12 protein-coding genes and 1 tRNA gene are annotated in these 20,405 nt (G+C 69.6%); 11 read left to right on the plus strand and 2 right to left on the minus strand.

Features of this window, described 5'->3' with window-relative positions; all coding sequences use genetic code 11:
- Positions 1 to 115 precede the first annotated feature (115 nt).
- The 11 genes from HNR23_RS25800 to HNR23_RS25850 all read left to right on the plus strand — a co-directional run bounded on the left by HNR23_RS25800 (position 116) and on the right by HNR23_RS25850 (position 18,416).
- A tRNA-Trp gene (locus HNR23_RS25800) sits at positions 116 to 188 on the plus strand.
- Between the two features lie 112 nt (positions 189 to 300).
- Positions 301 to 552, plus strand: coding sequence for a preprotein translocase subunit SecE (gene secE, locus HNR23_RS25805; RefSeq protein WP_184079572.1), 252 nt, complete (start codon positions 301 to 303; stop codon positions 550 to 552).
- A gap of 182 nt (positions 553 to 734) precedes the next feature.
- The gene (nusG, locus tag HNR23_RS25810) at positions 735 to 1,559 is read left to right on the plus strand and encodes a transcription termination/antitermination protein NusG (protein WP_184079573.1); all 825 of its coding nucleotides are present in this window, start codon (positions 735 to 737) and stop codon (positions 1,557 to 1,559) included.
- 353 nt (positions 1,560 to 1,912) lie between these two features.
- Positions 1,913 to 2,341, plus strand: a complete 429-nt coding sequence (rplK, locus tag HNR23_RS25815; RefSeq protein WP_184079574.1) for a 50S ribosomal protein L11 — start codon at positions 1,913 to 1,915, stop codon at positions 2,339 to 2,341.
- A 77-nt stretch (positions 2,342 to 2,418) separates the two neighbouring features.
- Positions 2,419 to 3,096: a 50S ribosomal protein L1 gene (gene rplA / locus HNR23_RS25820; RefSeq protein ID WP_184079575.1), complete on the plus strand. Its 678-nt coding sequence runs from the start codon at positions 2,419 to 2,421 to the stop codon at positions 3,094 to 3,096.
- A 1,279-nt stretch (positions 3,097 to 4,375) separates the two neighbouring features.
- Positions 4,376 to 5,203: a LolA-like protein gene (locus HNR23_RS25825; protein ID WP_246421861.1), complete on the plus strand. Its 828-nt coding sequence runs from the start codon at positions 4,376 to 4,378 to the stop codon at positions 5,201 to 5,203.
- 474 nt (positions 5,204 to 5,677) lie between these two features.
- Positions 5,678 to 6,202: a 50S ribosomal protein L10 gene (gene rplJ / locus HNR23_RS25830; protein ID WP_184079576.1), complete on the plus strand. Its 525-nt coding sequence runs from the start codon at positions 5,678 to 5,680 to the stop codon at positions 6,200 to 6,202.
- 99 nt (positions 6,203 to 6,301) lie between these two features.
- Positions 6,302 to 6,691, plus strand: coding sequence for a 50S ribosomal protein L7/L12 (gene rplL, locus HNR23_RS25835; protein WP_184079577.1), 390 nt, complete (start codon positions 6,302 to 6,304; stop codon positions 6,689 to 6,691).
- A 773-nt stretch (positions 6,692 to 7,464) separates the two neighbouring features.
- Positions 7,465 to 10,932: a DNA-directed RNA polymerase subunit beta gene (gene rpoB / locus HNR23_RS25840; RefSeq protein WP_184079578.1), complete on the plus strand. Its 3,468-nt coding sequence runs from the start codon at positions 7,465 to 7,467 to the stop codon at positions 10,930 to 10,932.
- 34 nt (positions 10,933 to 10,966) lie between these two features.
- On the plus strand, positions 10,967 to 14,842 hold the full coding sequence (locus HNR23_RS25845) for a DNA-directed RNA polymerase subunit beta' (protein ID WP_184079580.1): 3,876 nt from the start codon (positions 10,967 to 10,969) through the stop codon (positions 14,840 to 14,842).
- A 157-nt stretch (positions 14,843 to 14,999) separates the two neighbouring features.
- Entirely contained in the window at positions 15,000 to 18,416 is a 3,417-nt protein-coding gene (locus HNR23_RS25850) for a hypothetical protein (protein ID WP_184079582.1), read from the plus strand.
- 113 nt (positions 18,417 to 18,529) lie between these two features.
- Here the strand turns inward: HNR23_RS25850 and HNR23_RS25855 are convergent, their stop codons facing one another.
- Together HNR23_RS25855 and HNR23_RS25860 are read right to left on the minus strand one after the other, a co-directional pair.
- Entirely contained in the window at positions 18,530 to 20,011 is a 1,482-nt protein-coding gene (locus tag HNR23_RS25855; RefSeq protein WP_246421862.1) for a KamA family radical SAM protein, read from the minus strand.
- A gap of 49 nt (positions 20,012 to 20,060) precedes the next feature.
- A complete protein-coding gene (locus HNR23_RS25860; protein ID WP_184079584.1) occupies positions 20,061 to 20,369 on the minus strand; it encodes an acyl carrier protein in 309 nt (102 codons plus the stop codon).
- Positions 20,370 to 20,405 lie beyond the last annotated feature (36 nt).

Here is a 20,405-nt window from a genome sequence, read left to right on the forward strand (position 1 = left end):
CTGGCAACCGAAGGCCACAGCAGGCGGGACGGGTCGACCGGAACCGGTGTGCCCCGCCCTGTTGTTGCGGCTATCGTGGGAACGCGGCTATCTTGGCTCAGCACGCGGTACCCGAAGGGCAGTGGCTCAATTGGTAGAGCACCGGTCTCCAAAACCGGCGGTTGGGGGTTCGAGTCCCTCCTGCCCTGCAAACGCCTCCCTCAACGCGGCGCATCGCCAGCGGGCGCGGCGGGACCCCCGCCACGGCAGGGGCCATGCCGAGAAGGTGCCGGACGGACCGTCGACTCCTAAGGACTTCAGGTGACACAGACCGACGCCGACGCGAAGCCCGAGAAGGAGCGCAAGCCTCGCACGGGTCCGGTGACCTTCACCAAGCAGGTCGTCGGTGAGCTCCGCAAAGTTCGCTGGCCTACCCGACGCGAACTGATCACGTACACGATCGTCGTCATCGTGTTCGTCCTCATCATGGTCGGCTACATCTCCCTGATCGACTTCGGCTTCGGTGAAGCCGTCACATGGCTCTACAGCACCCTCGGCAGCCCGCAGGCCTGACCGCACTCCGCTCCGGGCCCTACCGGCTCCGTCGTCCGGCTTCTTCTCGGCGCGCCGTGCTCGGTTGAGTCCGGCCTGGTCCCATCGCGGCCGATGAGACCGTAAGCTGGCAGAAACCGGCACCGGCGCCATCGACGATGCGCCGATCCGCGAGCGCGTAACCGACGAGAGAAAGAGCAGCCGTGTCCGAGTCCCCACTGACCTCTGGCGACCTCCCCGCTGAGGAAACTGATCAGTCGTCGGAGGAAGCGACCGGTCAGCCCGCCGAGCAGGTGGAGCCCGAGGCGTCCGACGCCGAGGCGCACGAGGCCGCCGACGCCGGTACGACCGGCGAAGCCGCCGACTCCAACGAGGACGGTGCCGCCGCCGAGGGTGAGGAGCCCGGGGAGGCGGCAGCGCCCGAGCTGCCCAAGCTCGACCCGGTCGAGGAGTTCAAGATGGAACTCCGGCTGCTTCCCGGCGACTGGTACGTCGTGCACACGTACGCCGGCTACGAGAACCGGGTGAAGGCCAACGTCGAGAGTCGCACCCAGTCGCTCAACATGGAGGACTACATCTTCCAGGTCGAGGTGCCCACGCAGGAGGTCACCGAGGTCAAGAGCGGCAAGCGGCAGCAGGTCACCGAGAAGGTGCTGCCCGGCTACGTCCTGGTCCGCATGGAGCTGACCGACGAGTCCTGGTCGGCCATCCGCAACACCCCGGGCGTCACCGGCTTCGTGGGCCTGTCCAACAAGCCCGCCCCGCTCAGCCTCCAGGAGGTCGCCGACCTGCTGGCGCCCGAGGCGGAGGAGGAGCCGGAGGAGACCAAGAAGGAGAAGGCCGAGGTCCGCTCGGACGTCGCCTACGAGATCGGCGAGTCGGTCACCGTCATGGAGGGCCCGTTCGCCACGCTTCCGGCGACCGTGAGCGAGATCAACCCCGACACCCAGAAGCTCAAGGTGCTGGTGTCGATCTTCGGCCGCGAGACCCCGGTCGAGCTCGCGTTCAACCAGGTCTCCAAGATCTGACGGCTCTTCGAGTACCGCCGACCGCTGTCCACACGCCGTCGGCCGGGCCGTCCGGAGCCCGCTCCGGACGCCTCCGGCGCGTTCAGCCGTGGACGGCGCGTAGACTTGATGGGTCCGCCCTGTCGGGGCGGGCCCATCGCGCCCCGCTCATGCGGGGCTTTTCAGCGCCCCGCCCCGGGCAGGGCGGGCGCGTGCAATCCCACGCGGACGGGAAGCGTCGTCCGTCCGGTTTCGCGTCCACGGACCGCGGAACCGCCGGACCGACGCGTTCAGCCGCGTTCGGTCCCCGCCGCTCCGTGCGAGCGGTGAGGATCGGCCCAGGCAAACTCAGCAGATCAGGCAAAGGACCCGAAATGCCTCCGAAGAAAAAGGTCGCGGCGCTCGTCAAGGTTCAGCTTCCCGCTGGCCAGGCCACGCCGGCCCCGCCCGTCGGTACCGCTCTCGGTCCGCACGGCGTCAACATCATGGACTTCTGCAAGCAGTACAACGCTGCGACGGAAGCCCAGCGCGGCAGCGTCATCCCCGTCGAGATCACCATCTACGAGGACCGCTCCTTCAGCTTCATCACCAAGACGCCCCCGGCGCCGAAGCTGATCCTCAAGGCCGCCGGCCTGGACAAGGGCTCCACGGACCCCAGCCGCACCACGGCGGGCTCCATCACCGGCGACCAGGTGCGTGAGATCGCGCAGACCAAGCTGCCCGACCTCAACACCGATGACCTGGACCAGGCGTCGAAGATCGTCGCCGGCACCGCCCGTTCCATGGGCATCGAGGTCAAGTAGCCCTCCCGCCGTCCGGACCGAACCGTGGCAGGGCCAGGCGCTGGCCCGTGACCACACGTCTCAATCAGGAGATTTCCGTGAAGCGCAGCAAGAGCCACCGCAAGAGCAGCGAGCTGGTCGACCGCAGCAAGACCTACGCTCCGGCCGACGCGGTGAAGCTGGCCAAGGAGACCAGCACCGTCAAGTTCGACGCGACCGTCGAGGTCGCCCTGCGCCTGGGCGTCGACCCGCGCAAGGCCGACCAGATGGTCCGCGGCACCGTCAACCTGCCGCACGGCACCGGCAAGACCGCTCGGGTCCTGGTCTTCGCCACCGGTGAGCGTGCGGAGGCGGCGCGGGCCGCCGGCGCCGACTTCGTCGGCGACGACGACCTCGTCCAGGAGGTCCAGAACGGTTTCCTCGACTTCGACGCGGTCGTCGCCACCCCGGACCTCATGGGCAAGGTCGGCCGCCTGGGCCGCGTGCTCGGTCCGCGTGGCCTGATGCCGAACCCGAAGACCGGCACCGTCACGCCGGACGTCGCCAAGGCCGTCACCGACATCAAGGGCGGCAAGATCGAGTTCCGCGTGGACCGCCACGGGAACCTGCACTTCATCGTCGGCAAGATCTCGTTCGACGACGAGAAGCTGGTGGAGAACTTCACCGCGGCGCTCGACGAGGTCAACCGCCTCAAGCCGTCCGCCGCGAAGGGTCGCTACATCAAGAAGGCCACCCTGACCACGACCATGGGCCCGGGCATCCCGCTCGAAGTCTGAGGTCACCAACGCCCGAGCACGGATCGGGCACAGACGTAGCGAACGGCGGCGGCCGGGGGTCCACCCCCGGCCGCCGCCGTTCTTCGTCGTGTCGGGAGTTGGAGCGGGGTGGGGGTGGCGCTGGGGTGGGGCCAGGTCCGCTGTGCGGCCTTGTCGGCGTCTGCGTGCGGGGTTTCCGGTGGAGACGAGCAGCAGCGACGAGGGCGGTGGGGGTCTGGGGTGGCCGGTCGTCGCCCGGGTGGGCACGGGCGCGGGCCAGCGGCGGGAGTCACCGCCCACACCACCCCCGGGTCCCGTACCGGGAGGCAGCGACGACGAGGAAGGGGAGGGGCGCCCCACTCCGCCCCCGACCCGGACCGGCCCCGGCCCTGCTCGGGCTCGACCCTTCCGATGATCTCGGGAGGGCGGTTGGAACTCGCGCCGGAATTCGAACCGTTTTCCCGAGATCATCGGAGACAGGGGCGGGGGAGCGCTGTCGGGTGGTGTTTCGGGCCCGGTGGGCGGTTGCGGGTGCGTGTCTGGCCGTGTGGGGGCTGGCCGGAAGTGCGGGTTTCCGCTTCGCGTGCAGCTGTTTCCGCGATCCGCGAGCCGTTCCGTCTCCCTGGCGATGATCACGGGCTGGCATCCGATGGTGTCCATTTCGCCCGATCATTTCCCATGCTCATCGCGGGAGGGGGTTCCGGCCGTACCGCGGCCCCCGATCCGGGCGCCCGAACCCGCATGCGCCTGGCTCCTCCCCTTGGGAGAGCGCTTTCCCGCCCTTTCTTCCGTTGATCTCGGAGATATTGGGGGTTTCGCGGGCGTTTTTCACCCCAATATCTCCGAGAGAGACGAAAGAGGCGGCCACCGATCGGGTCGGGGGCGGAGTGGGGCGCCCCTCCCCTTCCTCGTCGTCGCTGCCTCCCGGTACGGGACCCGGGGGTGGTGTGGGCGGTGACTCCCGCCGCTGGCCCGCGCCCGTGCCCACCCGGGCGACGACCGGCCACCCCAGACCCCCACCGCCCTCGTCGCTGCTGCTCGTCTCCACCGGAAACCCCGCACGCAGACGCCGACAAGGCCGCACAGCGGACCTGGCCCCACCCTCCCGTCCCGGGCCCGCCCGTGCGGCGATGTTGGGGTTTCTAGCGGTGGCTCGCTGGCCTGTGACCCAGCCGCGCCCGACCCGTCGCCGAGTCTCCCTGCGCAGCCCCGGAACCCGGGCGGCTGGTGGGGCGTCTGATGCGGCGTACGGTTCGAACCGGTTGATTCCAGCTGATGTCAGATGTGGGGGCTTTTCTCGATGCTGAAGAAGATCGCCGCGGCCGCGGCGGGTGCGGGGCTGATGGTGGCCGTCGCGGGCTGTTCGGCGCTGCCGCTGCCGGGACTGGGTGGTCCGAGCCCGCTCGAAATCGTCCGGAACATGGCGAGCAATGCCGAGCAGGCCGACACCTACTCGGCCACGATCTCCATGACCGGCGCCCTGGGCGGCGAGAGCATGGAGATGTCCGGGGACGTCGACTACGTGCGTGAGCCGGAGCCGACGATGCGGATGGAGATGGGCGTCGACGGCCAGCAGGTGACGGTCCTCATGCGCGGCAGCGAGATGCTGACCAAGACCGACATCCCGGGCGTGGGCGACATGGGCGGCGACATGCCCGAGTGGATCCGCATGGAGATGGGCCAGGCGGGGGTCGAAGTCGCCAACCAGGACCCGCTCTCCGAGGTGCAGCGGCTGATCGCCGCCAAGGAGGCCGAGGAGGCCGGGAGCGAGGACGTCAACGGCGTCGCCACCACCAAGTACGTCGGCTCCTACAGCACCGAGGAGGCGCTGCGGGAGGTCGACGACCCCGAGGCGCGGCAGGCGGCGCGTGAGACGTTCGAGAAGGCCGGTGTCGACACCGTGGACTTCGAGGTCTATGTCGACGGCGACGAACAGCCGCGCCGCGTGATCAGCAAGCTGGGCGACGCCTTCACGTCGACGGTGGACTTCCGCTCCTTCAATGAGCCGATGGAGATCGACTACCCGGCGGAGGACCGGATCGGTGACTTCCCCATGCCCGGTGGCGACCTGGGTGACCTGGGTGACCTCGGCGAGATGGGGGACATGGGTGACCTCGGGGTGTACTAGGGGCAGCGGTTTCGATGTGGCCCTGACCGCCTGAGTCCCCGGACGCCCCGCAGGGGGCGGGGGGAGAGGTGGCAGAGGCGGCCGTGTGCGCCGGGTCCGGTTGCGGGCCCGGCGCACCGCCGTCCGTGCCGGGTCGACGGCGTCCCCGTTCACCGTCCCGTTCCCAGGAACATCCGCGGGAGGGTTCGCGGCACTCCTGGTCATCGGCTAGCATGGGGGACTGCCGAAGACCGCCGGTCGTCACCCAACGGGTGACCTAAGGTCCCAAGTGAACTGGGGCGGCCTGCGCAGGTGTGATGTGAGCTGTGTCGATCCCCGTCGCAGCGGGATGTGTGCGCTCTTGCGCCCATGTGTCCGCGAGCCGTGTGGATCCACTGGCCCCGTGCGCCTGCGCCGGGGCTTTTTTCATTGCCCTCGCTGCCCTGTCACCTGGCCCCTTGGGAAACACCGGCGTTCACTGTTGGAAGGAGTCCCATGGCGAGGCCGGATAAGGCAGCCGCGGTCGCCGAGCTCACGGAGGAGTTCCGTGACTCGCAGGGCGCTGTGCTGACCGAGTACCGGGGGCTCACTGTGGCGCAGCTCGGTGAGCTGCGTCGTAGCCTCGGCCAGAACGCGCGCTTCCGCATCGCGAAGAACACGCTGAGCAAGATCGCGGCCAACGAGGCCGGTCTTGGCGAGCAGGTCAACGACCTGTTCGAGGGTCCCTCCGCCATCGCTTTCGTCCACGGTGACGTGGTCGAGGCCGCCAAGGGGCTGCGTGACTTCTCGAAGGCGAACAAGGCGCTCGTGATCAAGGGCGGCGTCATCGACGGCAAGGCGATGACGTCCGACGAGATCACCAAGCTGGCCGATCTTGAGTCCCGCGAGGTTCTCCTCGCGAAGCTGGCCGGCGCGCTCAAGGCCAAGCAGGGCCATGCCGCCGCGCTGTTCCAGGCGCTGCCGTCGAAGACCGTGCGGCTCGCTCAGGCGCTGCACGACAAGCGTGCGGACGAAGCCTAAGAAACCCACGAACCTTGCCGGTGCGAACGCGCCGGTATGGCAAGGCTCGGCACGGCGTCGCCGGACGCGCGTGTTGCTAGAGAAAGAGAGATCGCAATCATGGCGAAGCTCAGCACCGAAGAGCTGCTGGAGCAGTTCGAGGGGATGACCCTTCTCGAGCTGGCCGACTTCGTGAAGCAGTTCGAGGAGAAGTTCGACGTCACCGCCGCCGCCCCGGCCGCGGTCGCCGTCGCCGCCCCGGGTGCTGCCGGTGGTGGCGAGGCCGCCGAGGAGGAGAAGGACGAGTTCGACGTCGTCCTGGAGTCCGCCGGCGACAAGAAGATCCAGGTCATCAAGGAGGTCCGTGGCCTCACGAGCCTGGGCCTCAAGGAGGCCAAGGACCTGGTCGACAACGCCCCGAAGCCGCTGCTGGAGGGTGTCAACAAGGAGGCCGCCGAGAAGGCCAAGGCTGCCCTGGAGGGCGCCGGCGCCACGGTCACCCTCAAGTAGTCCATCGGACTGCACCGCTGTTCCGAACAGCAGGTAGGGGCGGCCACCCCGCGGGGTGGCCGCCCTTCGCCGTTCATGCGTGGCGACGCGGGCACGGGGGGTGCTGTGCGCCCGGCCGTTGCGGCCAGGGGCGCCGACTCGGCCGGACCTGGCAGCCCGGTGGCCGGATCCGGCCGATCGGTCCCGCCGGGGCGCCGGATGGGCGCGGCGGCCGCGAAGCGCCGCACGGCGCGTGTGCCGCGATGGGGCGCGGGTCGTCCCGAGCGCGCTGCCGTCATCGCCTGTGACGCCGATCCCGCCGTCGGCGCGGCCGACCCGTCCGACCCCGCTCCGGGGATTCCGGTGAGGGAGGGGACATCGGGCGGGAGAACCGGACACCGCCACCGAGGCCTGGACCTAAGGGTCCTTCCCGGTTGTCGGGCCCTTCACACTCCCGGCGCGCTGTGGGACCTCTCACGGCCGTCCGAGGCCCCTCGGGACGGGCTTCGGGCTTGACGGATTCGCCGGTTGCGGCGATGCTGCGTGGTGTCGTGAATGACTCCGGGGGCCACGGTTGGACAGCGGTGTAGTATTCGGCTACACTGCCCTTTTGCGCTGCCCTTTGACGATCCGTGTGCCGGTGTCCGTGCGTTGTGTCCGATTCTTCGTGATCTCGGCGCCCATCGTACGTGCTCCAGACGGGAGCCTCCGACCTCGGCGGTTCTCCTCCGACACCTATGGGTCGTCCGGCGTGCGCGCGCATCAACCGCCACAAGCCTTCGGAAGGACCCCTGTTGGCAGCCTCGCGCAACGCCTCCGCTAACGCCCTTGGTCCGAACCGCGTTTCTTTCGCTCGCATTCAGGAACCACTCGAGGTCCCGAACCTTCTCGCTCTGCAGACCGACTCGTTCGACTGGCTGCTGGGCAATGAGAAGTGGCGTGCCCGAGTCGAGGCGGCCCGTAACGCCGGCCGCAAGGACGTTCCGGAGCAGTCCGGTCTCGAAGAGATCTTCGAGGAGATCAGTCCCATCGAGGACTTCTCGGGCACGATGTCGCTGTCGTTCCGCGACCATCGGTTCGAGCCGCCCAAGTACTCCGAAGAGGAGTGCAAGGACAAGGACATGACCTACTCCGCCCCGATGTTCGTCACGGCGGAGTTCATCAACAACGACACCGGTGAGATCAAGAGCCAGACGGTGTTCATGGGTGATTTCCCGCTCATGACGGTCAAGGGCACGTTCATCATCAACGGCACCGAGCGTGTCGTGGTGTCGCAGCTGGTCCGCTCCCCGGGCGTGTACTTCGATCGCCAGGTCGACAAGTCCTCCGACAAGGACCTGTACGGCTGCAAGGTCATCCCGTCGCGGGGTGCGTGGCTGGAGTTCGAGGTCGACAAGCGCGACTTCGTCGGTGTGCGCATCGACCGCAAGCGCAAGCAGGGTGTGACGGTCCTGCTCAAGGCGCTGGGGTGGACGACCGACCAGATCCTGGAGCGGTTCGGCGCCTATGAGTCGATCCGCAACACGCTGGAGAAGGACCCGACGGCGGGGACCGACGACGCGCTGCTGGACATCTACCGCAAGCTGCGTCCGGGGGAGCCGCCGACCAAGGAGTCGGCCCAGGCGCTGCTGGAGAACCTGTACTTCAACCCGAAGCGCTATGACCTGGCCAAGGTGGGCCGGTACAAGATCAACAAGAAGCTCGGGGTGGAGGCGGAGTTCACGCAGGGGACGCTGACCGAGGACGATATCGTCGCGACGATCGACTACCTGGTGCGGCTGCACGCCGGCGAGGAGGAGCTGGAGACCTCCGAGGGCTCCATCCCGATCGAGACCGACGACATCGACCACTTCGGCAACCGCCGGCTGCGTACCGTCGGTGAGCTCATCCAGAACCAGGTCCGGCTGGGCCTGGCGCGGATGGAGCGGGTCGTGCGCGAGCGCATGACCACCCAGGACGTCGAGGCGATCACGCCGCAGACCCTGATCAACATCCGGCCGGTCGTCGCCTCCATCAAGGAGTTCTTCGGCACCAGCCAGCTGTCGCAGTTCATGGACCAGACCAACCCGCTGGCCGGTCTGACCCACAAGCGGCGGCTGTCCGCCCTGGGTCCGGGCGGTCTGTCCCGTGAACGCGCCGGCTTCGAGGTGCGCGACGTCCACCCGTCGCACTACGGCCGCATGTGCCCGATCGAGACGCCGGAAGGCCCGAACATCGGTCTGATCGGCTCGCTGGCCGGGTATGGCCGGGTCAACTCCTTCGGCTTCGTCGAGACGCCCTACCGCAGGGTCGTCGACGGCCGCCTGAGCGACGAGGTCGTCTACCTCACCGCCGACGAGGAGGACCGCTACGTCATCGCGCAGGCCAACACCCCGGTCAGCGCCGACGGAACGTTCGAGACCAACCGCATCCTGGTCCGCCGCAAGGGCGGGGAGTTCGAGCTCGCCTCCGTGGACGAGGTCGACTACATGGACGTCTCGCCGCGCCAGATGGTGTCGGTCGCGACCTCCATGATCCCGTTCCTGGAGCACGACGACGCCAACCGCGCGCTGATGGGCTCCAACATGCAGCGCCAGGCCGTGCCGCTGCTGCGCGCCGAGGCCCCGGTCGTGGGTACCGGCATGGAGTACCGCGCGGCCACCGACGCCGGTGAGGTCGTCCTCGCCGACCAGGCGGGCGTCGTGGAGGACGTGACGGCCGACTATGTGACGGTGCTGGCCGACGACGGTACGCGCAAGACCTACCGGCTGGGCAAGTTCAAGCGGTCCAACCAGGGCACGTGCTTCAACCAGCGCCCGATCGTGGCCGAGGGCCAGCGGGTGGAGGAGCGCCAGGTGCTGGCCGACGGCCCCTCGACCGACCAGGGCGAGATGTCGCTGGGCAAGAACCTGCTGGTGGCCTACATGTCCTGGGAGGGCCACAACTACGAGGACGCGATCATCCTCTCCCAGCGGCTCGTGCAGGACGACGTGCTGTCCTCGATCCACATCGAGGAGCACGAGGTCGACGCGCGGGACACCAAGCTGGGTCCCGAGGAGATCACCCGGGAGATCCCCAACGTCTCCGACGAGGTGCTGGCGGATCTGGACGACCGGGGGATCATCCGGATCGGCGCGGAGGTCGTGGACGGCGACATCCTGGTGGGGAAGGTGACGCCGAAGGGCGAGACCGAGCTGACGCCGGAGGAGCGGCTGCTGCGGGCGATCTTCGGGGAGAAGGCGCGGGAGGTGCGCGACACCTCGCTGAAGGTGCCGCACGGTGAGTCGGGCAAGGTCATCGGTGTTCGGGTGTTCAGCCGGGACGAGGGCGACGAGCTGCCGCCGGGTGTCAACGAGCTGGTGCGTGTGTATGTGGCGCAGAAGCGCAAGATCACCGATGGTGACAAGCTGGCCGGCCGGCACGGCAACAAGGGTGTGATCGCCAAGATCCTTCCGCAGGAGGACATGCCGTTCATGGCCGACGGTACGCCGGTCGACATCATCCTGAACCCGCTGGGTGTGCCGGGCCGGATGAACGTCGGCCAGGTGCTGGAGGTCCACCTGGGCTGGCTGGCCAAGAACGGCTGGGAGATCGGCGAGGGTGACGAGCCCTGGAAGGAGTCGCTCCGCGAGATCGGCGCGGCCACCGTGGAGCCCGGCACCAACGTCGCCACCCCGGTGTTCGACGGCCTGCGCGAGGACGAGATCGGCGGCCTGCTGGCCTCCACCCGTCCGAACGACGACGGTGAGCGCCTGATCGGTACCGACGGCAAGACGCAGCTGTTCGACGGCCGCACCGGAGAGCCGTTCGCGCACCCGATCTCCGTCGGCTACAAGTACATCCTCAAGCTGCACCACCTGGTGGACGACAAGATCCACGCGCGCTCCACCGGTCCGTACTCGATGATCACCCAGCAGCCGCTGGGTGGTAAGGCGCAGTTCGGCGGCCAGCGGTTCGGCGAGATGGAGGTCTGGGCGCTGGAGGCCTACGGCGCCGCCTACGCCCTGCAGGAGCTGCTCACGATCAAGTCGGACGACGTCCTGGGCCGTGTGAAGGTCTACGAGGCGATCGTCAAGGGCGAGAACATCCCCGAGCCGGGCATCCCCGAGTCCTTCAAGGTGCTCATCAAGGAGATGCAGTCGCTCTGTCTGAACGTGGAGGTGCTGTCCAGTGACGGTATGTCCATCGAGATGCGGGACACCGACGAAGACGTCTTCCGTGCAGCGGAAGAACTGGGGATCGACCTTGGTCGGCGTGAGCCGAGCAGTGTCGAAGAGGTCTAACTTCCGCGATCTTCAAGAGCAGGGGACGAATTAAGTGCTCGACGTCAATTTCTTCGACGAGCTGCGTATTGGCCTCGCGACCGCCGACGACATCCGCCAGTGGTCGCACGGCGAGGTCAAGAAGCCGGAAACCATCAACTACCGAACCCTGAAGCCGGAGAAGGACGGGCTCTTCTGCGAGAAGATCTTCGGTCCCACGCGCGACTGGGAGTGCTACTGCGGTAAGTACAAGCGCGTCCGCTTCAAGGGCATCATCTGTGAGCGCTGCGGTGTCGAGGTCACCCGGGCGAAGGTCCGGCGTGAGCGCATGGGCCACATCGAGCTCGCCGCGCCGGTGACCCACATCTGGTACTTCAAGGGCGTCCCCAGCCGCCTGGGGTACCTGCTCGACCTCGCCCCGAAGGATCTCGAAAAGATCATCTACTTCGCGGCGTACATGGTCACGTGGGTCGACACCGAGGCCCGTGAGCGCGACCTGCAGTCGCTGGAAGCGCACATCTCGGTCGAGCGCCAGCACCTTGAGCAGCGGCGCGACTCCTCGGTCGAGGAGCGTCACCGCAAGCTGGAGGCCGACCTCGCCGAGCTGGAGGAGCAGGGCGCCAAGGGCGACGCGCGCCGCAAGGTGCGCGAGTCCGCCGAGCGCGAGATGCGCCAGATCCGCGACCGCGTGCAGCGCGAGATCGACCGCCTCGAAGAGGTCTGGAACCGCTTCAAGAACCTCAAGGTCCAGGACCTTGAGGGCGACGAGATGCTGTACCGCGAGATGCGGGACCGCTTCGGCAAGTACTTCCGCGGCGGCATGGGCGCCCAGGCCATCCAGGAGCGTCTGGCCAACTTCGACCTCGACGCCGAGGCCGAGAAGCTGCGCGAGACCATCCGCAGCGGCAAGGGCCAGAAGAAGGCCCGCGCGCTGAAGCGGCTCAAGGTCGTCGCGGCGTTCCTCAACACGCGCAACAGCCCGATGGGCATGGTCCTGGACTGCGTCCCGGTCATCCCGCCGGACCTGCGTCCGATGGTGCAGCTCGACGGTGGCCGCTTCGCGACCTCCGACCTCAACGACCTGTACCGCCGGGTGATCAACCGGAACAACCGCCTCAAGCGGCTGCTGGACCTCGGCGCGCCCGAGATCATCGTCAACAACGAGAAGCGGATGCTCCAGGAGGCCGTCGACGCGCTGTTCGACAACGGCCGCCGCGGCCGCCCGGTCACCGGGCCGGGCAACCGCCCGCTGAAGTCGCTGTCCGACATGCTCAAGGGCAAGCAGGGCCGCTTCCGGCAGAACCTGCTCGGTAAGCGCGTCGACTACTCCGGCCGTTCGGTCATCGTCGTCGGCCCGACGCTCAAGCTGCACCAGTGCGGTCTGCCCAAGCAGATGGCGCTGGAGCTGTTCAAGCCGTTCGTGATGAAGCGCCTGGTCGACCTGAACCACGCGCAGAACATCAAGAGCGCCAAGCGGATGGTCGAGCGGTCCCGCCCCGTGGTGTGGGACGTCCTCGAAGAGGTCATCACCGAGCACCCGGTGCTGCTGAACCGTGCGCCGACCCTGCACCGCCTGGGCATCCAGGCCTTCGAACCGCAGCTGGTCGAGGGCAAGGCCATCCAGATCCACCCGCTCGTCTGCACCGCGTTCAACGCGGACTTCGACGGTGACCAGATGGCCGTGCACCTGCCGCTGTCGGCGGAGGCCCAGGCCGAGGCGCGCCTGCTCATGCTGGCGACCAACAACATCCTCAAGCCGTCCGACGGCAAGCCGGTCACCATGCCGACGCAGGACATGATCATCGGCCTGTACTACCTGACCACCCTCAAGGAGGGTGCGAAGGGCGAGGGCCGCTCGTTCCGCACGCCGGGCGAGGCGATCATGGCCTACGACAACGGCGAGCTGGACCTGCAGGCCAAGATCCGGATCCGGCTTGAGGGCGACGTCCCGACGCCGCGCGACTGGGAGTTCCCCGAGGGCCGCGAGCCGGGTGAGCCCTACCTGCTGGAGACGACGCTCGGGCGGTACCTCTTCAACGAGACCACGCCGCTCGACTACCCGTACGTCAACCACCAGATGGGCAAGAAGCAGATCTCCGTCCTGGTGAACGACCTGGCCGAGGGCTACGACAAGGTCCAGGTCGCCACCACGCTGGACGCCCTGAAGGACGCCGGCTACCACTGGGCGACCCGCTCGGGTCTGACCATCGGTATCGGCGACGTCCTCGCGCCTCCCGGCAAGAAGGAGATCCTGGACGGCTACGAGAACCAGGCCGACAAGATCCAGCGGGAGTACGACCGCGGTCTGATCACCGACGACGAGCGCCGCCAGGAGCTCACCGAGATCTGGACCAAGGCCACCAACGAGGTCGCCCAGGCGATGGAGGACAACTTCCCCGTCGACAACCCGGTGTGGATGATGGTCCAGTCCGGCGCGCGCGGTAACCCGATGCAGGTCCGCCAGATCGCCGGTATCCGTGGCCTGGTCTCCAACACCAAGGGTGAGACCATCCCGCGTCCGATCAAGTCGTCCTACCGCGAGGGCCTGTCCGTCCTGGAGTACTTCATCTCCACGCACGGTCAGCGCAAGGGTCTGGCCGACACCGCCCTGCGGACCGCCGACTCCGGGTACCTCACCCGGCGTCTGGTGGACGTCGCCCAGGACGTCATCGTCCGCGAGGTCGACTGCGGCACCGACCGCTCCCTGTGGCAGGAGATCGGCGAGAAGAACGCCGCCGGCGTCGTCGTGCGCAAGCACAACGTCGAGAACACCGGCTTCGGCCGCACGCTCGCCGAGGACGTCGTGGTCAACGGTGAGATCATCGTGCCGGCGGGCGGCGACACGTCGGAGTCCAACATCGACAAGCTGGTCGCGGCCGGGGCCGAGCGGGTGCGCGTGCGCAGCTCGCTGACCTGCGAGGCCAAGATCGGCGTCTGCTCGACCTGCTACGGCCGCTCCATGGCGACCGGCAAGGCGGTCGATGTCGGTGAGGCCATCGGCATCATCGCCGCGCAGTCCATCGGTGAGCCGGGTACCCAGCTGACCATGCGGACCTTCCACATGGGTGGTTCGGCCGGTCAGGACATCACCCACGGTCTGCCCCGTGTCCAGGAGCTCTTCGAGGCCCGCATCCCCAAGGGTGTGGCACCGATCTCCGAGCTCCCCGGCCGGATCCGGATCGACGACACCGAGAAGAGCCGCAAGATCGTCCTCATCCCGGACGACGGCTCCGACGAGATCGCCTACCCGGTGCCCATGCGGGCGCAGCTCCTGGTCAGCGACGGCGATCACGTCGACGTCGGCCAGCAGCTGATCCAGGGTGCGATCAACCCGCACGAGGTCCTGCGCATCCAGGGCCCGCGCGCGGTGCAGCAGCACCTCGTGTCGGAGGTCCAGGAGGTCTACAAGTCGCAGGGTGTCTCGATCCACGACAAGCACATCGAGATCATCGTGCGGCAGATGCTCAAGCGGGTGAACATCCTGGAGTCGGGCGACACCTCGCTGCTGCCCGGCGAGATGGTCGAGCGCCCGAAGTTCGAGGCGATCAACCGCGAGGTCGTGGCCGAAGGTGGCCAGCCGGCGGCCGGTCGTCCGGTCCTCCTGGGCATCACCAAGGCCTCGCTGGCCACGGAGTCGTGGCTGTCGGCGGCCTCCTTCCAGGAGACGACCCGGGTGCTCACCGAGAACGCGATTCACGGCAAGAGCGACCCCCTGGTCGGTCTCAAGGAGAACGTCATCATCGGTAAGCTCATCCCGGCCGGTACCGGCCTTCCGAAGTACCGGAACATCCGGGTGGAGCCCACCGAGGAGGCGAAGGCGTCGATGTACTCTGTGTCGGGCTATGACGAGCCCAGTGAGTACACCTTCGGGCAGGGATCGGGTGAAGCCGTTCCGCTGGAGGAGTACGACTTCGGCCCCTACAACAGGTGACGTCGAGAGACGACCGGTGAGATCGATTGATTGATCTGGTGGCGGCGGTAGTCCACCCCGGAAGGGGTGGAACTACCGCCGTTCGTCGTTCCCGGTCGGCATACTCGGATTCGGATGGGGACTCAAGCGCGCAGGCGCGGTCTGGAGATCGAAGACAGTGACGGACAACGGGGGAGGGCGGTACGGGTCATCCGGTGAGGAGCAGGAGCCGCGGCAGCAGCCGGGCTCCTGGTTCACGCCGACCGGAGACCGGTACCGCACACAGTCGCATTACCAGGACCCTTACGAGGGGGAGAGCACCGGTGAGGGGACGGCGGGGGATGCCGCGCCCGCACCGGACCACGAACACGGGACCGGCTCCTTCGTCGGCTTCCCGAACACCGGTGGCTACCCGGGGATGAGCGCAGCGCGCCCCGGCATGGCCGAGCCCTACCCGTCGGCACTCGGCGGGCTCGGCACGGAGCCGGGTGAGCCGGCGGCCCCGCACCCGGCCCCCGGCGGCCCGCAGGCCGCACCCCGGCCCGGGAACGACCTCACCGGGTCGCTGCCGCGGCTCCCCGGGACGCCGAGCTATCCCGGCGTCCCCGGCCACTCCGGGGCGACAGGCGGACCGTCACCGGTCGGCGGCACCGAACCCGCGGATGGGCCGACGTCGACCGTCGGCACTCCGGCCACCGGCGCCCAGCCCTCCCTTCGCGGGGCGGCCCCGACCGGCGGACAGCAGCCGCCCGCCCAGTACGACCTGGGCACCGGATCCAGCCCGGCCTACGACCACCGGGCCGGTCTGCCGCCCTACGCCTCCGGTGCCGCCGCGCCGGGTGCGCCCGGTGTGCCCGGTGTGCCCAACCCCTTCGCGGCGCCCCGGACCGCCGACCCGATGCCGTCGGACGCCCCCTCCGGCGCCGACCGCACCGGAGAGGCGCCCGAGCGCCCGGCACCGCCGTCCACCGGACCTCCTGCGCGACCGGCGCAGTCGGAGGCGGGTGGCGCCGAGGAGAATCGGGCCGGCGGTGTGTACCGGGTGCCCACCGGCGCTCAGCCGTCCTGGACTCCCCAGGGCGAGCTGAGCGGCCTGCCGCTCAACGTGTCCGGTGGCTACCCCGGCTTCGGCTCCAGCGTGCGCCGCGACGCCGCGCAGCCCGCGGACCCGGTGGCACCGGCCGACGACGGGGTCTCCGCCCTCGGCTCTCCCGCGACCCGGGACGAGAGTGGGCCGGAGCAGGCGGCAGCGGGCACGGAACCCGGTCACACCTGGGGGGGCGCCCCCGACGGCTACCCCGCCGGCGGGTCCCCGAACCTCCCGCAGCCGGAGCCCGACCGCCCGCACCACACCGCAGCCCCCGCGTTCGGAGCCCCCACCCCCACCTCCGAGACCGGGTGGGGTGCCGACCCGCACCACCCCATCGGCACACCCCCAGCAGCCCCTTCGGCCCCTGCGGACTTCTCGACCCCCTCGGAGCGCACGACCCACTCCGGCCGCCCCGAGTACCGAGACCACGCCGACGCCGCCCCCTACGGCCCACCACAGGGCACCGGCTACGGCGACGCCGCGCCTCAGGGGGTGCCGAGCCTGCCCGGAACCGGCCCCCAGAGCAGCCCTCCACCGACCCACGACGAGCCCGTCCGGCCGACCTACGGCGAACCCTTCGGAACCCCGCAGGCGGCCCCGACCGGCGGTTATCCGTCCCTCGCTCCGGATGCCGCGACGCATACCGGAGGCTATCCGTCCCTCACGTCCGATCTTGCGGCCCCGACCGGCGGCTACCCGTCCCTGGCACCTGACCCCGCGGTGCCGGGCGCCCCGGGCCATCCGGGCGCCCATCCGGACGACCAGCGCGGCGACGGCCACCGCGACACCCGGTGGGAGGACCCGCTGGCGACAGGGGGCTCCTGGGAGCGGCCGGGCCACTACGACGCGCGGCCGGGCGGCGGCGACCGGCCCGCCGAACCGGCGGACGCGCGGCCGTCGGACGACGCCTACGCCGATGAGCTCTCGCGGCCCTACCTCGGCCGCCCCGCCGCCGAGGAGCCCGCACCCGGGAGCACCACCGGGCAGTGGGAGAGCCCGTGGGCCGCGTCCGACGTGCCGCCGCCGACCACCGGGCCGTTCGCCGGGATCGACCCGGCGGCACCGGCACCGGGCGCGGCGGACCCGCTGAGCAGCGGGGAGGAGACCACCACCGGTGGCCTGCCCGCTGAGCCGGCCCGCCCCGCCGCCGAGCCGGGCGGCGACCTGGGGACCGGCAGCGGCAACACGTGGGCGTTCAGTCGGGACGACCCCCGGCTGCCCGACTCCGTCCGGGAGACCGCCCTGCAGGCGGAGCAGAAGCGGCGCGACGGCTCGCCCGACCACACCACGCAGTTCTTCGGGGCCGCGCCCGGCACCGGGCCCGCGTCGGAGGAGCCCCCGGCGCCGGAGGGCATCCCCGCGGCCGACGACCCGCTGGCGGCCATCGCCGCACAGCAGGCCCAGGCGCGCGCCCAGGAGGCGGCGGCGCCGGAGGCCACCGGCGGTCTGCCGCTGGAGGACTGGGGAGCGCGGCTGAGCCCGATGACGTCGCCGCAGCGGGCGGTCGAGGACGAGCTCGGCCCGGACGGGCGCGGGGAGGCCGAGCACGACCACTGGGCCGACCCCGCCGCTCGCGGCCCTGAGGCCGAGGTGCCGCAGGGATACGCAGCCGAGCCGTGGGTGCCGCAGCACGACCCGCACCATGCGGGCCCCGACTCCTGGTCGCCGCAGCAGCCCGGCCCCGAGGGCCTTGCCCCGCAGCCGGGTGCCGACACGGGCGGTCCGGCCCCGTCGCACAATTGGGCGCAGAAGACCAGCTACGCCGACGCCATGGAGGGAACGCAGGCGATGCCCGCGCTCCCGGACGGCTTCGTCCCGGACGGCCGCGGCGAGGGCTACCCCGACCACGGGGCCACCGGTTTCCCGGTGGAGCACGGCTACGACGGTGGCCCGGACGACCGGTACGGCTACGGCGAAGGTCACGCGGCCGACGGCCGCGGCGAGCGGTACGGCGACCGCTACGACGGCTCCTACGACGAGGGGTATGACGAGCGGTACGACCATGGTCCGGACGGCGGCCCCTACCAGGGGTACGGCGCCGAGGCGGACCGGTACGGGGACCAGGGCTATGACGCCTACGAGGGGTCGGACGCCTATGACGACACCTACGAGGACCGCCCCGGAGCCGATGGGGAGGACCGGCGCGGGGGCCGTGGCCGCGGCGGCCGCGACCCGATCACCGACGACTTCCCCGGCTTCGACGAGCACCCGCCCGGCGCTGTCGCCGATCCCTACCCGGGGTACGACAACATCGACTACTGGCCGGAGACCGCACCGGGTGCCACGACCACCCTGTGGCTCGGCATCGTCGGCCTGGTTCCGGTGATCGGTCTGTTCACCGCGATCGCGGCGTTCGTCACCGGGTCGAAGGCCAAGCGCGACATCCAGGCGTCCGAGGGCGAACTGGAGGGTCTCAACCTGGTCAAGACCGGGACCATCCTCGCGGCGGCCGGCATCGCGCTGTTCGTCGTCGAGGCCGTCGTGGTCGTCCTGACGCTGCTGTAGCTCCACCGGTTCCACCGCGGCCGACACCGGTCGCAGAACGGCGGCGCCCCGCCCGACTCCCGATCACCACGGGAGGCGGATGGGGCGCCGCCGTTTCGCATGCACCTGGCCGGTCATGCCGGGTAGGTCTCGCGCCACCATCGGCGTCCGCTTTCCGGCAGGGTGTCGATGGGGTCGTAGTAGACGTGGTGGCGGTCGAGGGCGTCGGTGGCATCGCCTTCGATCGCCGTCCGGTAGTTCTTGGTCCAGTACGAGATACCGCGTTCCCGGTCGTAGGCGGATACCTGGTGCACCCACCGCTTCCCGACGAACGGGACATCGCACACGATGCGCGGGGTCGCGTAGCCCGGCAGGTAGCCCATGATCGCGTGCTGGAGTTCCTGGGCGCGGTTCAGGGACACCCGCCAGTGCTCGGAGTTGGGGATCATGTCGCACATGTAGAAGTAGTAGGGCACCAGCTGCGCCTCGCCGTGCATCGCGAAGCACAGGTCCAGCAGCTGGTCGGGGCTGTCGTTGACGCCGCGCATCAGCACTCCCTGGTTGCGCACGTCCCGCAGCCCGCTCTCCAGGAGCAGGTGCGTCGCCTCGGCGACCAGCGGGGTGACCGACTGGGCGTGGTTGATGTGTGTGTGCAGGGCGAGGCTGACCCCGCGGTCCCGGGCGGCCCGGGCCACCCGGGCCAGCCCGTCCAGGACCGATTCCTGGATCCAGTACTGCGGCAGCCCGGCGAGGGCCTTGCTCGCCAGCCGGATGTCCCGCACGCTGTCCAGCTCCAGCAGCCGCAGCAGGAACGTTTCGAGCCGCGTCCAGGGAATGTTGGCGACGTCGCCGCCGGAGACGACGACGTCGCGCACGGTCGGTGTGCGCTGCAGGTAGTCGATGATCGCGTCCTGCCGGTCGGTCGGCGTGAGCCGCAGTTTCTCCTTCTTGATCTGCTCGGTGGAGTTCCCGACGAGGTCCATGCGCGTGCAGTGCCCGCAGTACTGCGGGCAGGTGGAGATGAGCTCGGCCAAGACCTTGGTGGGGTAGCGGTGGGTCAGGCCCTCCACCACCCACATGTCGGCTTCGTGCAGGGAGTCGCGCTGGGCGAAGGGGTGGGAGGGGTGATAGGGGTGCCGGTCCGAGCGCACCGGAAGCATGTAGCGGCGGATCGGGTCGGCGTAGAAGGCGTCGGTGAAGTCCGCGGGCGCGGGACGGGCGTGCGGAACCATGGTGTTGATCATCTGCGGCGGCAGCAGCATCGACATGGTCGACAGCTCGCGCTGGTCGGCGAGCAGATCGGTGTAGAAGGCGTCGGTGAGCAGGTTCCCCATGAGCGTGCGGAGCTGCTTGATGTTGCGGACACAGTTGACGCGCTGCCATTGCGCGTTCCGCCACTGCGCCTCGGTGACGTCCGCCCACCCGGGGAACCGGCTCCAGTCCGGTTCGACCAGCGGTGTGCGGCGGTAGGTGTAGGGCTGCTCCGGGCGGCGCATCCCGGCCCGGGCACGTGCCGAGGCCGGAACGAAGTCGAAGGCGCGGTCGAGCGGCAACCGCCCGATGTCCGGTTCCGTGCCCTGAGGTGGGCCTGGCGCGCGCGTGTCGTCGAAGTTCATGGTCGTCTTTCCCCCGGGTTTCTTCGCTCTGGTCGCCGGCCGCCGCGAGTCATACGTCGGGCGCCGGCTGCGGAAGCCGCCGCACGACGATCCGGCACAGCTCCTTGGGCCCGCTGTTCTCGGTGAGCAGGTCGCGCATTTCGAGTCGGACCCCGAAGCGCTTGCCGACCCGGCGGCCGATGATGATCAGGTCGAGCGAGTCGACCCCGAGCTCGTAGAAGGAGAGCGCAGGGTCGACCGCTCCGCCCGGCTCGCCGAGGTGGCGGGCGGTCTGCTGCACGACGTAGGCGAGGACGGAGTCCTCGGTGCGGTCGTCGGGAGGGGGGTTCTGGGCGTGTTCATCCCGAACGTCGGACATCGACTCACTCCATGTGGGTTCCCCACGGACGGTCCG

Origin of the sequence: Nocardiopsis mwathae (genome assembly GCF_014201195.1) — a bacterium.
GTDB lineage: Bacteria > Actinomycetota > Actinomycetes > Streptosporangiales > Streptosporangiaceae > Nocardiopsis_C > Nocardiopsis_C mwathae.

What these genes read in the sequence shown, in the direction of transcription:
- rplK (WP_184079574.1), top strand. Translation starts at nt 1,913, where the DNA reads ATGCCTCCGAAGAAAAAGGTCGCGGCGCTCGTCAAGGTTCAGCTTCCC.
- HNR23_RS25825 (WP_246421861.1), top strand. Translation starts at nt 4,376, where the DNA reads ATGCTGAAGAAGATCGCCGCGGCCGCGGCGGGTGCGGGGCTGATGGTG.
- rplJ (WP_184079576.1), top strand. Translation starts at nt 5,678, where the DNA reads ATGGCGAGGCCGGATAAGGCAGCCGCGGTCGCCGAGCTCACGGAGGAG.
- rplL (WP_184079577.1), top strand. Translation starts at nt 6,302, where the DNA reads ATGGCGAAGCTCAGCACCGAAGAGCTGCTGGAGCAGTTCGAGGGGATG.
- HNR23_RS25855 (WP_246421862.1), bottom strand. Translation starts at nt 20,011, where the DNA reads ATGAACTTCGACGACACGCGCGCGCCAGGCCCACCTCAGGGCACGGAA.
- HNR23_RS25860 (WP_184079584.1), bottom strand. Translation starts at nt 20,369, where the DNA reads ATGTCCGACGTTCGGGATGAACACGCCCAGAACCCCCCTCCCGACGAC.